Here is a 15,281-nt window from a genome sequence, read left to right on the forward strand (position 1 = left end):
AATATTTGAGCAACGAATAACCCCAATTCTTTAGTTTTAATTGGGGTTATTTCAAACGATAATTTGTTAGTTATCAACTAAATTATTTAAAGCATTTTCAATGAGCAAAAATTGTTTCTTTCTACTTGACGGTCACATTCCTCCATTATCCGACCTCTTTGTTCAATAATTTGTTAAAAGCTTTACAACTAGTACCTTGTAATGAGATAAAAAATTGTATAATCTAATCATAATAGTAAAAAAAGTTAAAAAAGGAAGTGATTAGGTGGTTTCGAATATTTCTAAAACACAAACAGAACATAGTAGGATTACTTACATGGATACATTTACAAGAGATTTTGTTATTGTAATAGCAATATTATTGGTTTTTATTTCATGTCTAATTTGGTTTAGCATTATTCAACATGAGAGAGATTTAATTGCAAATATACAAAGTGAAACACAGTGGGAACAGTTTGAACTTAACTACGTAGGCAAAGAAACTAATGGTCCCAGTGAAATTTATAAGGTAAGTTATAATGGTGAAGATTACATTTTTAATGTTTATCAAGATAAAAGAACAATTAATGATTATTTTAATGTTACCTCAGATCCCGAGTTAAATCAGAGATTGATGAATATATATGCGCTAAGTTGGTGAACATTTTATCAACGACCGAAATAGAGGTTCAAATGTTGGGGTAGTGAGGAGAGGATTGCTTTCTTATCCTACCCCGAATTGATAATGCTTGTATTGATGATGCAATAAAATCCGATGAAGTAGACGATCATATCGTCGAAAACCAAAAGCATTTCGCTTATTAACTTTAGTTTGATTGTTTAGCCCTTCAATAAACCCATTATTTATTCCAAAGGCAAAGCTATTCAATACTTCCTTTTGCCAATTCTTCAACGTTTGAATCGCTCGATGAAATTCCTTAACTCTAATCGCCTCGACCTTTTGATAGAAAGCGTAGAGTCCCTTTTCCACCATCCGACCCTGCTTCCCTAATTCCTTTGAATGAGAGAACCGTTCTCGAAATGACTCTTTTAACTGATACGCTTCCCGCAATTCTGAAGACATCCTTAAGCACCGTTCGAGATACCATTCCTGTTTTGTACTTAGCTTCTTTCTAGGCGAACACTCTCTAAAGGTCAGTAGATATACCGATCAATGGCGATACATTGCGGAAGTTCCTCCCCCTCTTCGCCATCGGTTTCGCTACCTGAACAAACCGTCGCATAGCCGTGTCACAGACGTTACACATCGCCCTTTCCCTATAGGAATAAATTGACAACCGTCATCCTCGTCAATGGCAACTTATTTGAAGGAACATCTATTTTAATCCTTCTCCTCTGAGGGTCCGGCACTTGGCATATTATTGCTTAAAATAAACGACTTAAAATCGATCTTACCAGACCCTCTATAAGTGAAATATAATGCTTGTTTCCCATTTGGCATAGTTACACGCGTTTGAAAATACGTATAGCCTTTGGTTTTCGTAATTTTTATGCTGGCAATCGGTTCTGAATGGAGTTCGGTTGACACTAGCATTTCACCAACACCTGTTGCGTTAACTTGTACAGCCATTCCCTTTACATCCTTGATCATAAAATATTTAAAACCTGCAACAGCTCCATCTTTCATGTTGGCGATATATTGTGTCGGATGATGTTCTCTGTCCTTACCCGTTTGTGTAAAATAAGGATGGTTCTTAAATGTTATATTCCCGAAATATGTACCATATCTTCCTGCCCCTTTTTTTGACATGAGGTGGCATGCAATTCGTGCCTCATACTCACCGTTTCCGGATAAAGGACCATTATTCAGCCCGCTACTCGTCATTTCCACCTGTGGGATTGAACCATCCTCTTTTATTTCAATAGGTTCCGCAAGTGCTTGCCTGGAGAAATGATGTCTGTTCGTTTGTCTGTGGTAGAACACATACCATTGCCCCTTAATACAAACAATACTGCCATGGTTATTCCCTATATAATTATAAGCCTTGTTATCTTCTGAAAAACCGTTAATAAATAAATCGCCATTGCTTATAATCGTTCCACCATACTCGAATCCCCCAATAGGACTTTTGCTCGTTGCATAACATAATTCATGTCCATTTATCGATGAGTAGATAAAGTAATACGTATTTTCTATTTTTCTTATGGAGCTGGCTTCAAAAAATTCATGTCCTTCAAGACCAGTCCCTTCCGCTTCCCCTACTTTAGGAAAAATCAGTTTGGGCTCACCTTTCACTGTCTTCATATCAGGTTCTAACTCGATGACGTATCCACCACTAAAGGTTCTCCTTTTAAAGTTAGTAAGAATGCTAGGAACTCCTTTCTTTGGTGCAAACCCTGAATACAAGTAGACCTTTTTATCATCGTCAACGAAGACGCCTGGATCAAACAAATACGGGTCCCCTTTTTTATTCCATAAAAGTTCTCCATTTGGTAGACTGATATAACCATAAAACTCAAATGCTCCATTCGGCTTATCACAAACAGCAACGGCCATGATACTACGGAAGCCAAGTGTATAATACAAATAATACCTTCCATCTACTCCTTTCGTGACATCTGGAGCAAACATTTGATAAAGCCCTAATCGATTTTTAGGATCCTGAACCTTTCGATAGATGACCCCTTCGTATGTCCAATCCGTTAAATCATCAATTGGGGCAGACCAACAAACATAATCATTCATACAAAATAGCTTTCCGTTAAACCTGTCATGAGAACCGTAGACATATAATCGTTCTCCAAATACGTAAGGTTCACCATCCGGAATATACTCATAGCTTGGTAAAAATGGATTAAAAGCTTGTTTTTTCATTGATTAATATCCCCTATTCTTTCAAATAATTTGACCTCCTGGATGAGAATGCAGGATAAAAAACTACACCTTCATTTCATATAATTAAGGTGTAGTTTAGAAGCCACTGAAAAACTACTTCTTGTAACTCAAAGAAGAAGTAATGGCTCCGCACGTTACTTAAAGGACACAAAAAAAGGGAAACCCACCCTTATTCTGTGCCCTCGTAGTTTAAAGGTTTCTAACACATTTAATCGTCTCTCTAGATACATGTTAAAGTTTGAACTTAGAAATGCTTTCCTGCATCGTTTCTGCCAGCTTCGCTAATTCTTGGCTGGATGTTGCTAGTTCTTGCATCGATGCGGTTTGTTCTTCCACTGATGCAGACGCTTCTTCTGCACCTGCAGCATTTTGTTCGGCAATAGCGGAAAGACTATCAATGAGTCCAATGAGTTCATCTTTTTTCACTTGCATTCCTTGTCCCGATTCCGTAATGCTAGCCATCGCTTCCTTCATGATTTCAATGGCTTCATCAATACCAACAAATTTCGTATTCGTCGCTTCTAAGCTTTCCACTTGGGAGCTTGTATTCTCGACAACAAGATTCATTGTCGTCACGGCACTTTCCGTTTTAGTCGTTAATTCTTGAATAATTTTAACGATATCTTCGGTAAACTCGTTAGATTGTTCCGCAAGCTTACGGACTTCATCCGCAACTACCGCAAATCCTTTTCCTGCTTCACCAGCTCGAGCGGCTTCGATCGCTGCATTTAAGGCGAGAAGATTCGTTTGTTCAGAAATACTTTTAATCATTTGACTAGCAGAGGAAATTTTCTCAGCGCTTTGGTTCGTCGTCGTAATAATATCCTTTATTTCCTCAATGGATTGCGTGTTCACATTCGTTTTATTAATTAATTCTTTTAAGCTCGCCAACCCTTCATCCTTCAGTGAGCTAACTTGGTCTGTAGACTCAACTAAACTAGCGACAATTTGCTGATCTTGCTCAATCAAACCTGCTAGATCTTGTATTTGAGCGGCACCCTTTTCGGTATCATTTGCTTGACTAGTTGCACCAGATGCAATTTCTTCAATCGTACTCGCCACTTCCCCCGCAGCATTCACCGTTTGTTGACTTGTAGATGTTAACTGCTGAGAAGACGCGGAGACCTGACTTGCAATATCACCAGTCGATTGAATTAAGCGTTTAAAGTTTTCTCGCATTTTTTCTAGCGCAAGTGTAATTTTTCCAATTTCATCTTTTCGTTCCGAATATTTTTTGAAACGTCCATCTTTCGTTTCGGTTAAATCATAATTTGATAGTTTATCAATTTCTTTAGAAACGACTACTAATGGTTTACTTAACGAGTTACTCAACAAGTAGGTTGCAACAACTCCAACTAGTAAGAATAAGGTGATTACAATGATTAGTCCAGTTCTCATAGTATTTAAAGAAGACATCACTTCTCCTTCATCCACCTCAATCGTCATTACCCAGTTAGTCCCTAATATAGGTGCATAGCCAACTAGAGTATGAACACCACCAAAGGAATGAGATCCAAATCCCTCTTCCCCTTGACTAATACGTTCTTCAAATAATGTAGCTAACTCCTTCAATGATTGGTCCATTTCTTGAACTTGTCCTGTTTGCGATTCTGGATTTACTAGCTCAAGTAGATTTATTTGATTTGCGATGAAAGAAGGATCTACATGATATTGATACGTTCCGGCATTGTTAAGAATAAATGTTTTTGCTGAATTGCTTTCTCCATATCCTATCTTTTTAGCAATTTCTGTTAGATTAACCGCTTCTCTAGTTCCCATAATGACTCCGACCACTTCATCCCCTTGCTTCAAAGGTGCTGAAAAGATCAAGTACGGTTTGTCCTCAATAATGACTACGTCCGAAACAACTGAATCACCAGCCAAAGTTTGATCATATTGAGGGAACCCCGCCATACTGAATTTTGCGTTATCACTATTTAACGTTTGAACATCTCCGTTAACATCACCAACAGTATAAGAATCAAAACCGGTTCTTTCTGCTTCACTTTCAAAAAATGCAATTTTCTCCTCTAAGGGAACGCTTTCATCTAAGACAAATCGATTTGCTGCCAAAGTCTCGATGTATGACTTTTGTTGTGATATATGGGCTTCAATAAGTTTTGCTCCTTGCACTGCAGCACTTTTCAATCCTTTGTTCGCATCGTCATGAACGATATTCGAACTTACGATTAAAGACAATCCTCCTACGCCCATAACCGTTAATAAAATGAGCCCTATAAAAAATAAAAGCATCCTAGTTTTAATTGATTTCATACTCTGTTCCCCTTTTTTCTTTGCTAGACTATGATGAATGCACTCCTGTAATATAGAGGTGGATTCCGTACATATACATTCGTTCTCCAAATAGATAAAGTTCCCCACCATTGTCACGTTCTATATTTTATTCTACAATACTATCAAGACATCACAATGAACCAAAAGTTCAAAGGATAAACAAATTGTTTATAGACAAAAAAGCCGTTTTGATGCTTCATCATCAAAACGGCTTTAGTCAATGCTCAACTATGAATGGAGCTTTGCCAACTTTACTTTCTTTTTTCTTTCCTTTAGTACATAACGCAAACCTTTAAAGAAATGTCCATTTACCATCATTAATATCCCATCTAACATTGGCATATTCACGATACCGCCTGTTAATCTTGCAATTCCTCTAAACGGCATATGATAGATGGACATCATAATCAGGTTTGCCGTACTTCTCTTCCCTACCTTCCATAGAAGCCAATGAGCAAAAACAATTGAGTAATACACTAGTCGCCCAAATAATCCCTTAGCATACTGACACTGTTCAATCGTGTCTGTGTACCCAAGTGGCTTACTTCGGTCCCAAGTCGCTACTGGCACTTTTCTTTCAATTAACGTCTCAAATTCATCTTGGCTCACATTGTTTGCTTTTGCCGAATAATAGGAAGGTAACAATTCTTTATTATACGGGAGTGGCGCCCCTGTTCCTTCAACAAAAATCGTCTCCTTCAAACGAATATCAGCGATCGATGCACCAATCATGATTTCATATTCTGCCTCTTCAATTTCCCATTGATTGGTTTTAACATTAAAATACCGAAACGTCTTATCATCAAACGGGATAGCCACTGTTTTTGTTTCGCCGGCATTGATAAATATCTTATCGAACCCTTTTAATTCCTTCTTAGCGCGGAAGATAGCGTCCGATTTACAACCAACGTACAACTGAGCAATCTCCATGCCTGCAACATGCCCAGTATTCGTCAATTTAAATGTGACTCCATCTTTATCAACACGTATATTCGAATATTCAAAAGTGGTGTAGCTAAGTCCATAACCAAATGGGAAGAGGACATCTACATCCGCCGAATCATAATAACGATAGCCTATATATATTGCTTCTCTATATTCCACGCTTGCTTCGTTACCAGGAAAGTTGCAGTAGGAAGGTGTATCCTCATAGCTGAGTGGATACGTCTCAGCCAATTTACCTGAAGGATTCACATCACCTGAGAGAACTCTTAAAATAGCCCGTGCCCCCGCTTGTCCACCAAGGTATCCATGCAATAATCCTTTCACTTTATCGATCCATGGCATTTCGACTGCAGAACCACAGGAAAGGATAGCAACGATGTTTTGATTCACTTCATATAAAGCATGTAACAAATCAATCTGGTTAGAGGGGATCTTCATACTTTGTCTGTCTAAGCCTTCAGCCTCTGTCACTTCATCTAAACCAATGTAAAGAAATACAACGTCTGCTTTTTCAGCAAGTGAACACGCTCTAGTGATTAGTTCTGCGTTTTTCTTTCCATATCGGTCAAAGCCCTGCTCATACCCAATACTAACAATACCTGATTCCTCAAAACAATCCATTGTATGGTCAAGTATTGTAGGGTTCACAATGGAAGAACCTGCGCCTTGATACCGCGCATCCTTGGCAAAATCACCGATAACGGCGACCTTTTTACCGAATTTAAGTGGTAACAAATTATCCTCGTTCTTTAGCAGGACAATCGATTCTTCCGCTACTTTTTGAGCTACTCGATGATGTTTCTCGATGTCAAACTCTTTTTTATACGGTCTTTCAAATACTTCACTCGTTGAAAAAACTAAATCAAGTAGTCTATCTACACTTTCATCAAGTAGTACTTCTTCAATTTTTCCGGATTTAACCGCTTCAATAATTTCTTGATCCGTTTCGCCTGCTGTTGTGGGCATTTCAAGTTCATTTCCTGCGAGCAAACCTGCTATCCGATCATTACTTCCTCCCCAGTCGGTGACAACAACCCCACTGTACTTCCACTCATTTCGAAGAATGTCTTTCATTAAATGCTGGTGCTCATTCGTATAATCACCATTTAATCGATTGTAGGAAGACATAATCGTTTTTGTTTTTCCTTCCTTAACTGCGATTTCAAAAGCGGTTAAGTAGATCTCTCTAAGCGTTCTCTCATCAACGATCGTATCAATGGACATTCGTCTTTCTTCCTGATTGTTCACTGCATAATGCTTTACACAGGCAGATACCCCATGAGATTGAATTCCTTTTATATAACTAGCAGCCATTTTCCCTGCATGGTAAGGATCTTCACTAAAATACTCAAAATTCCGTCCACATAACGGGTTTCTTTTCATGTTAATTCCTGGTCCAAGTAAAACATTTACACTTTGGGAAATGGCCTCTTCACCAAGATAATCTCCAACCTTTTCACCTAATTCAGTATTCCAGCTATTGGCTACTGTGGACGCCGTTGGATAACATGTTGCTGGTATACCAGCATTTAATCCTAATTGGTCCGCTGCTACCTCTTGTCTTCTAATTCCATGTGGTCCATCAGCAAGAAACATACTATTAATTCCAAGACGCTCTATATCCTTTGTTTGCCAAAAATCTTTCCCTGACATCAAAGATGCTTTTTCTTCTAACGTCATTTGTGCAATTAATTCTTGATATTTCATTTCAATTCCTCATTTAAATTTCAGCGGCACTCCACCAAAGAGATACTTCCGAAAGCCTTTTTTTGTTTTACCATTTAGCCACGATAGAGCTATTTTACAATAGATTCTAGCTATTTTCTAATATTAAAATTTACAAGAGATTACATTTGATCTTTTTTACCCACCCATATATTAACAGAGATAAACACTTAATATCCATAATTAAAACAGAAAACCTCAAATTAGGCTCCCTGGAATAGTGATTTCCAGGGAGCGTCTTTTCTTTGCTAATTTTCATATAAAAACAATGAGAACATCATGATGATATTCTCATTGTTTTTATATTAGATTTTTAAGTCCGTCGTTTAATTAAATCCAACTAATTTTTGAGAGATTTTATATGCTCCAACAGAAACCTTTCGACCTGCACTCCCTGGAAGGTTAATTAAATTCCCCATAAACCCGTATTTCAAACTACGATACAGTCGGGCGTCTTTCTCTTTAATATACTTCCATAACTCCGTTTTCTTCTGAAGGTTTTCCGCCGTCCCAGAACGGATTAATAGGATCGATGATACAACTGTGACAATTTCCAAATGTCGTAACATGTAGTGTCTTAAATTCTCGTTATGAATCGAATCGATATCTACATGCTCAATCATTAGCTTATTCACTTTGATCTGTTGGTCGATACGTTTTATCATAATATTTTCTTGAACCGATTGATCTTCTCTTCCGATGAAATACCTATATAAATCAACATTAACATAGTATATTCTCTTCACATGTTCCAGTGGTGCATAGACATACAAGTTGTCGACATAGAACGTGTGCTTTGGAAGGACTAATCCACAATCTATCAATAGTTGAGTTCGGTAGATAACAGAGTGCATTAAGATATACTGACCTTTACGAAATTGTTTAATATCATCCCAACCAAAAATAACATCTTGTGGAAGGACATTATCATATTTCATAATTTTCTTGTATTTCGCACCCTCTTTTTCATAAACAAAATTACTTATGACCATATCGACCACATTACCGTCCGTACTTAATTCTCGTAACGCTTTTAAAACCTTCATGTAGGCCCTGATATCAACCCAGTCATCACTATCTACAACCTTAAAATACAGTCCGGATGCATGTCGTATTCCTGCATTGACAGCTTCCCCATGTCCACCATTTTCTTGATGAATGGCCTTAACCATGTTGGGGTACTTTGATGCATACTCATCAGCAATCGCTGCTGTTTGATCAACTGAGCCGTCATTCACTATCAGTATTTCCACGTCATCTCCACCAGGCAATAGGGATTCTATACAATAACTCATATAATCTTGTGAATTATAACAAGGTATAACTACTGATAATAATTTCATTTTCACACTACCTTTTCTAGTCCTGCTTTTCAGGCTCTTGTTTAAAAATTATTTTAAATATTGGGAAGAATACCCAGAAGGCAATTGCACTATTAATAATCATCGTAATGACATCCGCTGCAGTCTCACCAAATGAACCCATTCCCCACGTATTCATAAACAAATCATAGATAGGAGCCTTGTAGAAGCCTTGAGCTACAGCAGCACCAATCGTGATTAAGATATAAGCGATAAAATACCAGAAAGCAGCCTTCCAAATGTTACTGTTCGATTTAAACGTAATGCTTCTTTGGGCAAAAAAGTTAATAATTTGTGCAATCGCAATCGTGATTTGGACTGCTAGGAAGTAGGCTAACCCACCTCCACCACCTGCTGACAGGGCACCTGCTGCATAATCGAAAACATAATAAGGACTGCCATCGAAATTTTGCCCAACCTGCAAGATTCGGAAACTCGTGTCTACTAATGAGGTTTGTGCAAAGATACTTTTAAATACTGGCATTAACACAAGTTGAAGCACAGTTATCCCATTACTCAATACAAAGAATACGAGAAACTGTGCAATAGTAGGATGCTTTTCTTTATAGTTTGCCCAGAACCTAAGAGGCCCTGAAGCTGGCTTTTTTTCTGTTACTTTTTCTATACCCATTTTACCTCTCCTTTGTCACTTACGGCTGTGTTAATTATTGCCTTTAGCAACTTTCAACATCTTACTTCTTTCTCTTAATACGTGACGCAAGCCTTTAAAGAAATTTCCATTTACAATCAATAAGATCCCATCAAGCATAGGCATATTAATCACGCCACCCGTCATTCTAGCCACTCCTCTAAATGGCATATGATACACGGACATCATGATGAGGTTCGCTAATTCTCTTTTTCCAATTTTTCTTAGGAACCAATGGGCAAAAGATATAAAACGAAAAGCAAATCTTGCAAATCCTCCCTTTGCATACTGGCACTGGGCAATTGTATCGTTATAGCCTAGAGGCTTCGTTCTGTCCCAAGTAGAAACAGGAACTTTACGCCCAAGAAGAGCTTCAAATTCAGCTTCACTTACGTTATTATCTTTACCAGAATAATAGGTAGGTAGCTTCTCTTTGTCATAAGGAAGTGGTGCATTTGTACCTTCAACAAAGATCGAATCCTCTAGTCGCATGTCCACACTTGATGCCCCAATAATAATGTCATAGGTTGCTTCTTCAATTTCCCATTGATTTGTTTTTACGTTAAAGTAACGGAATGTCTTATCATCAAAAGAAATGGTGACTGTTTTCGTTTCTCCTGGATTTAAAAATACTTTTGTAAATCCTTTTAATTCCTTCTTCGGTCTGAAAATAGCGTCAGATTGGCAAGCTACATACATCTGTGCAATTTCCATACCAGCGACGTCGCCTTTGTTCGTTAATTGGAATGTCACGCCGTCCTTTGTAACTTGAATATCAGAGTACCCAAACGTAGTATAGCTTAATCCAAATCCAAATGGGAAACGAACATTGATATCAGCTTTATCATAATAACGGTATCCGATATACATGCTTTCTCGATATTCAACACTCACTTCTTTACCAGGGAAATGGTGGTAAGCCGGTGTATCCTCATATCGAATCGGGTATGTTTCTGCTAATTTCCCAGAAGGATTTACCTCTCCTGTCAAGACCCGTAGAATGGCCTTAGCTCCTGCCTGGCCGCTTAAATACGCGTGTAATAACCCTTTTACTTTATCGACCCATGGCATTTCGATTGCCGCCCCGCTTGAAAGAACCGCTACAATATTCGGGTTCACTTCATACAAAGCATGTATTAACTCTATCTGATTTGCTGGTAACTGCATATTTTGTCTATCAAGACCTTCAGCTTCAGTCGCTTCGTCTAGACCAATATATAAAAGAACAACATCTGCTTCTTTCGCTAGTGCACATGCTTGATCTATTTTTTTCTTGCTCTTTTTTCCGTAACGTTCAAATCCTGGTTCGTACCCAATGCTCACTAATCCAGCTCCATCTAGGCTTTCCAACGTATTATCTAAAATAGTAGGATTAACGATCGATGAACCCGCACCTTGGTATCTTGGATTTTTGGCAAAATCACCAATTGTAGCAACCTTAATCCCTTTATTTAACGGTAGTACGTTTCCTTCATTTTTAAGGAGTACAATTGATTCTTCCGCTACTTGTTGCGCAACTTTATGGTGCTCATCTTGATCAAATGTTGTATGATGCGGCTTGCTATATACTTCTTCTGTTGAAAAGATTAAATCAAGTAATCGATCAACACATTCATCTAATACATCTTCTTTAATTTTTCCTGTTTTAATTGCTTGAATAATTTCTTGATTTGTTTCTCCAGCTGTTGTTGGCATTTCTAGCTCGTTGCCTGCTAGTAATCCTGCAACACGGTCATTACTTCCGCCCCAGTCCGTGACAACCACTCCATCAAAATTCCACTCATCACGAAGAATCTCTCTCATTAAATGAATGCTTTCATTTGTATAGGCGCCATTTAACATATTATAGGACGACATCACTGTCTTTGTTTTTCCTTCTTTAATGGCAATTTCAAAAGCTGTTAAGTAAATTTCTCTTAATGCTCGTTCGTCAACGATGGTATCAATCGACATCCGTCTTTCTTCTTGGTTATTTGCAGCAAAGTGTTTCACACATGCTGAAATGCCATGTGATTGAATCCCTCTTATATAACCAGCCGCTAGTTTCCCTGCATGGTATGGGTCTTCACTAAAGTATTCGAAGTTTCTTCCACACAAAGGATCCCTTTTCATGTTAATACCAGGACCAAGTAAAACATTAACCTTCTGAGCAACTGCCTCTTCACCAAGATAACGTCCGATTTTCTCTCCTAAATCGGTGTTCCAGCTATTCGCTACGGTTGCTGCAGTTGGGAAACAAGTTGCCGGAATGCTTTCATTTAGACCTAAGTGGTCAGCTGCTTCCGCTTGCTTTCTGATTCCATGGGGTCCATCCGCAAGAAAGATACTATTAACTCCTAGTCGATCGATTTCTTGCGTTGTCCAAAAATCTTTCCCAGACATTAAGGATGCTTTTTCTTCCAATGTCATTTTTTCAATTATCTCTCTATATTTCATGTCGATGCCTCATTTGCAATTTCAGCGGCACTCCTAACAGGAGTACCGCTAAAATATATTTTTGTTCATTAAGTTTACAAGACTTACAATCTAAGATTCCTGATGCTACTTATGCTAGTTGTTCTTCGTCTCTCTTCCTGCTGTTACGGAAGGTAAAGAAGAAACCAAGTAGAATAGCTAAACCTACAAGTACATCAATAATAATTGTGTTGACAACCCATTGTGGTTTATCTGTGCTCATTCTATCATCGATTGCATTCGTGTTTGCTACTGTGTAAAGTACATTTTTAGCAGCAGCTCTCATCGCCCATAAAGTGTCATTACTTTCTGTATTCACTTCTGGTGCGCCGAATGGTGCAACACCCGTAAGAAGGATATCGTTACCTGCACGAACCGCAAGTTCCGAATTCATGTAAGGATATGCATCTTGGATAAAGAAGTCCGTGTTAACCAAACCATTAAAGCCCCACTCGTTACGTAACACTTCTGTAAGAAGACTCTCATCAGCACCAGCCCATACGTCTCCAATACTGTTGAATGAAGACATCATTCCTAATGCTCCACCTTCTTTTACTGCAATCTCAAATGGTTTCAAGTAAATTTCACGAATCGTTTGTTCATCGCCCCATGTTAAGACACCATACGTACGATTATCTTCCTGATCATTTAATGCAAAGTGTTTCATCACAACGAATCCACCTTGACCTTGATACGCTTCAGTCGTTGCAGCTGCCATCTTACCAGAAAGCAACGGATCTTCAGAGTAATACTCGAAGTTTCTTCCAGCAAAAGCCGTACGGTGGATGTTCGCTGCCGGAGCATACCAACCAGTCACACCATAAGTTTGTGCTTCTGCACCAATCGCTTCACCCATTGCAGTCGCAAGATCTAGGTTCCAAGTAGAAGCAAGCATCACGGTTGCAGGGAATGGAATACCTGAGAATGGCGTACTTGAAATGAAATTACTAATCCCTGATGGACCATCGTAATCCCTAGTAACTGGTTTCTCAACAGATGCAATTTCTGCCGTTTTATACCCACCGTGTTTAAAGACATCGACTAATTCAGCTACCGTTAATTGATCAAGCAACGGTTCCCAGCTTTCGTCCTCATAAGGTACATCTACAAAATCTTTTAACACTAAACCATTTTTTGCACCAGTCGTAGGCGGAGTTTCATGTGTATCAGCTGGTACATCATAACGCTTGCTATTTACCATATCAACAAATGCCGCATCGACTAATGTACCTTGCACTTCTCTCGTGCTGCCATCTTCATTCGTAACAGTAAATGTTTCATGTTGAGCAATCGTATCTAAATTTGCAAAACCTTCTGCTCTAGAAAGATAGGTTTCAATACTTCCTTCACCCGTCACTTCTTCATCAAACTGGTTAACCGCAATTTGCTGGTCCGAAGAACGTCCAGTTTCGTCATAAACTACTTCTGAAAGAGTTTGTGATGCTACATCAGCGATTTTTTCGTGAGAGTTTTTCATCAACATCAGGTTATATTCGCCTGCTTCAAGTACATACGCACCGTTGTCACTGAATAATTTGTTGTGATCGTATGCTGCCATCTCTTCTACTGGGAAGGATAACGTAACAACCTCTGATTCACCTGGTGCAATTTCACCTGTTTTTCCGAATGCAGCAAGGTTAACAGATGCTTTTTCGATTTTTCCAGTGTACGGTGCAGAGTAATAAAGCTGTACGACTTCTTTCCCTGCGACAGAACCTGTATTTGTAACCTCTACATCAACAGAAATTTCTGTTTCATTCCAAGTGACACTGTCAGCTACCACTTCTTGTTCAAACGTTGTATAGCTTAATCCGTGACCAAATGGATAAAGAATTTTTTCATCGTAATTAATGACGCCTTCCGCGGCTGCTGTTTCATAGTAACGATATCCTACATAAATCCCTTCAGTTAAATCCACATATTTGAGTGGAACACCTTTAGCGTCTGTTGCAGTTGAGAATGTTCCATCCGCATTTTCAAGCACGTAATCAAAATCACCAAAATTGGCTGCTGCAGGTGCATCTTGAAGATCATTTGCAAAGATATCAACTGTTTTACCAGACGGATTCAAATCACCAGCAAGCACTTGACCTAGAGAACCAAATCCACTTTGTCCTGGTCCTGCGATATTAATTACACTTTTGATTTGGTCGTAATCGTTAACCCAATCAAGTTCAAATGTATTTGCACTGTTAACAACGACAATAATATTTTCAAAGTTATCAGTAACAGTTTCTAGCATTCCTAGTTCTCTGTTCGTAAGTTCAAGATAATGTTTATTCGGATCTTGGTCGTCTTCAAAACCAAATCTTTGTCCAGTAGGTGAATGTGGGCTACCTTCTGGGTCATACGTATCTGGTCCAAACAAGCTTTGTGGAAGATCCGCACCTTCACCACCAGAACGAGCAATAAAGAGAACAGCTGTGTCAGAGAATTCTTTCGCTTGAGTTAATAACTCGTCTGTGTAAAATTCTTCTGGCTTAGGCTCTGGAACTGTCCAGTCTTGACCTTCAATTCCGAGTACTGGTCTTGTTAAATCTGTTTCTGTATAAGCATTATATAATTCCTCGTTAATCTCAATTCCAGCTGCCTCAAACCCTGCTCTAGGTGTAATGGCAGTTGATGCATCTGTCCCACCGGAACCAGTTCCACCATAAATCGGTGCAGTAAAGCTCCAACCAAACACGTTAACTTTGCTTCCTTCAGGAAGAGGTAAAGCGTTTTCTTCATTTTGCAAAAGAATAATACCTTCATCAGCAATATTTTCTGCAACTTCTGTTGAATATTCACGTGCTGCAACTGACTCATTACTCGTTACGTCAATTTTAGTAAAATACGACGTAATGACATCTGAGTAATAAGCTAATGCAATGTTCGTACCAATTGCGATCACTAGCAAAACAGTTAAAATCGAACTCCACATAATACGAAATTTTTTCTTGCTCATTTTTTTTCTAGCCATGCTTCTTCTAACCCCCAGTTAAATCAATAATTTAGATAATAATATATTTTGTTG

Annotated in this window: 8 protein-coding genes and 1 pseudogene; 1 reads left to right on the top strand and 8 read right to left on the bottom strand. The window is 38.6% G+C overall.

The features are described 5' to 3' along the window. Positions 1-316 precede the first annotated feature (316 nt). Complete coding sequence (locus B1R93_RS04480; protein ID WP_133058599.1) at positions 317-640, top strand: hypothetical protein; 324 nt, start codon at positions 317-319, stop codon at positions 638-640. Positions 641-703: 63 nt separating this feature from the next. On the opposite strand, the pseudogene B1R93_RS04485 reads toward B1R93_RS04480, so the two are convergent. The 8 genes and pseudogenes from B1R93_RS04485 to B1R93_RS04520 form a co-directional block, all read right to left on the bottom strand. Continuing rightward, a pseudogene (locus tag B1R93_RS04485) lies at positions 704-1,111 on the bottom strand (ISL3 family transposase); the annotation flags it as partial. Between the two features lie 210 nt (positions 1,112-1,321). Further along, complete coding sequence (locus B1R93_RS04490) at positions 1,322-2,815, bottom strand: family 43 glycosylhydrolase (RefSeq protein ID WP_088102762.1); 1,494 nt, start codon at positions 2,813-2,815, stop codon at positions 1,322-1,324. Between the two features lie 252 nt (positions 2,816-3,067). After that, positions 3,068-5,110, bottom strand: a complete 2,043-nt coding sequence (locus B1R93_RS04495) for a methyl-accepting chemotaxis protein (RefSeq protein ID WP_165763725.1) — start codon at positions 5,108-5,110, stop codon at positions 3,068-3,070. A 249-nt stretch (positions 5,111-5,359) separates the two neighbouring features. After that, on the bottom strand, positions 5,360-7,783 hold the full coding sequence (locus B1R93_RS04500; RefSeq protein WP_088102764.1) for a beta-glucosidase family protein: 2,424 nt from the start codon (positions 7,781-7,783) through the stop codon (positions 5,360-5,362). Positions 7,784-8,127: 344 nt separating this feature from the next. Further along, complete coding sequence (locus B1R93_RS04505) at positions 8,128-9,144, bottom strand: glycosyltransferase family 2 protein (protein WP_088102765.1); 1,017 nt, start codon at positions 9,142-9,144, stop codon at positions 8,128-8,130. A 16-nt stretch (positions 9,145-9,160) separates the two neighbouring features. Beyond that, entirely contained in the window at positions 9,161-9,793 is a 633-nt protein-coding gene (locus B1R93_RS04510) for a hypothetical protein (protein WP_088102766.1), read from the bottom strand. A gap of 30 nt (positions 9,794-9,823) precedes the next feature. Beyond that, on the bottom strand, positions 9,824-12,247 hold the full coding sequence (locus tag B1R93_RS04515; RefSeq protein WP_088102767.1) for a beta-glucosidase: 2,424 nt from the start codon (positions 12,245-12,247) through the stop codon (positions 9,824-9,826). A 109-nt stretch (positions 12,248-12,356) separates the two neighbouring features. Continuing rightward, positions 12,357-15,227: a glycoside hydrolase family 3 N-terminal domain-containing protein gene (locus B1R93_RS04520; RefSeq protein WP_088102768.1), complete on the bottom strand. Its 2,871-nt coding sequence runs from the start codon at positions 15,225-15,227 to the stop codon at positions 12,357-12,359. Positions 15,228-15,281 lie beyond the last annotated feature (54 nt).

The sequence above is a fragment of the Halalkalibacter urbisdiaboli genome (genome assembly GCF_002156385.1).
Classification (GTDB): domain Bacteria; phylum Bacillota; class Bacilli; order Bacillales; family Bacillaceae_D; genus Halalkalibacter_A; species Halalkalibacter_A urbisdiaboli.

Bases quoted from the DNA above. Each gene is read 5' to 3' on its own strand.
- B1R93_RS04495 (WP_165763725.1), bottom strand. From the start codon at position 5,110: ATGAAATCAATTAAAACTAGGATGCTTTTATTTTTTATAGGGCTCATT.
- B1R93_RS04520 (WP_088102768.1), bottom strand. From the start codon at position 15,227: ATGGCTAGAAAAAAAATGAGCAAGAAAAAATTTCGTATTATGTGGAGT.
- B1R93_RS04490 (WP_088102762.1), bottom strand. From the start codon at position 2,815: ATGAAAAAACAAGCTTTTAATCCATTTTTACCAAGCTATGAGTATATT.
- B1R93_RS04505 (WP_088102765.1), bottom strand. From the start codon at position 9,144: ATGAAATTATTATCAGTAGTTATACCTTGTTATAATTCACAAGATTAT.
- B1R93_RS04500 (WP_088102764.1), bottom strand. From the start codon at position 7,783: ATGAAATATCAAGAATTAATTGCACAAATGACGTTAGAAGAAAAAGCA.
- B1R93_RS04480 (WP_133058599.1), top strand. From the start codon at position 317: ATGGATACATTTACAAGAGATTTTGTTATTGTAATAGCAATATTATTG.
- B1R93_RS04510 (WP_088102766.1), bottom strand. From the start codon at position 9,793: ATGGGTATAGAAAAAGTAACAGAAAAAAAGCCAGCTTCAGGGCCTCTT.
- B1R93_RS04515 (WP_088102767.1), bottom strand. From the start codon at position 12,247: ATGAAATATAGAGAGATAATTGAAAAAATGACATTGGAAGAAAAAGCA.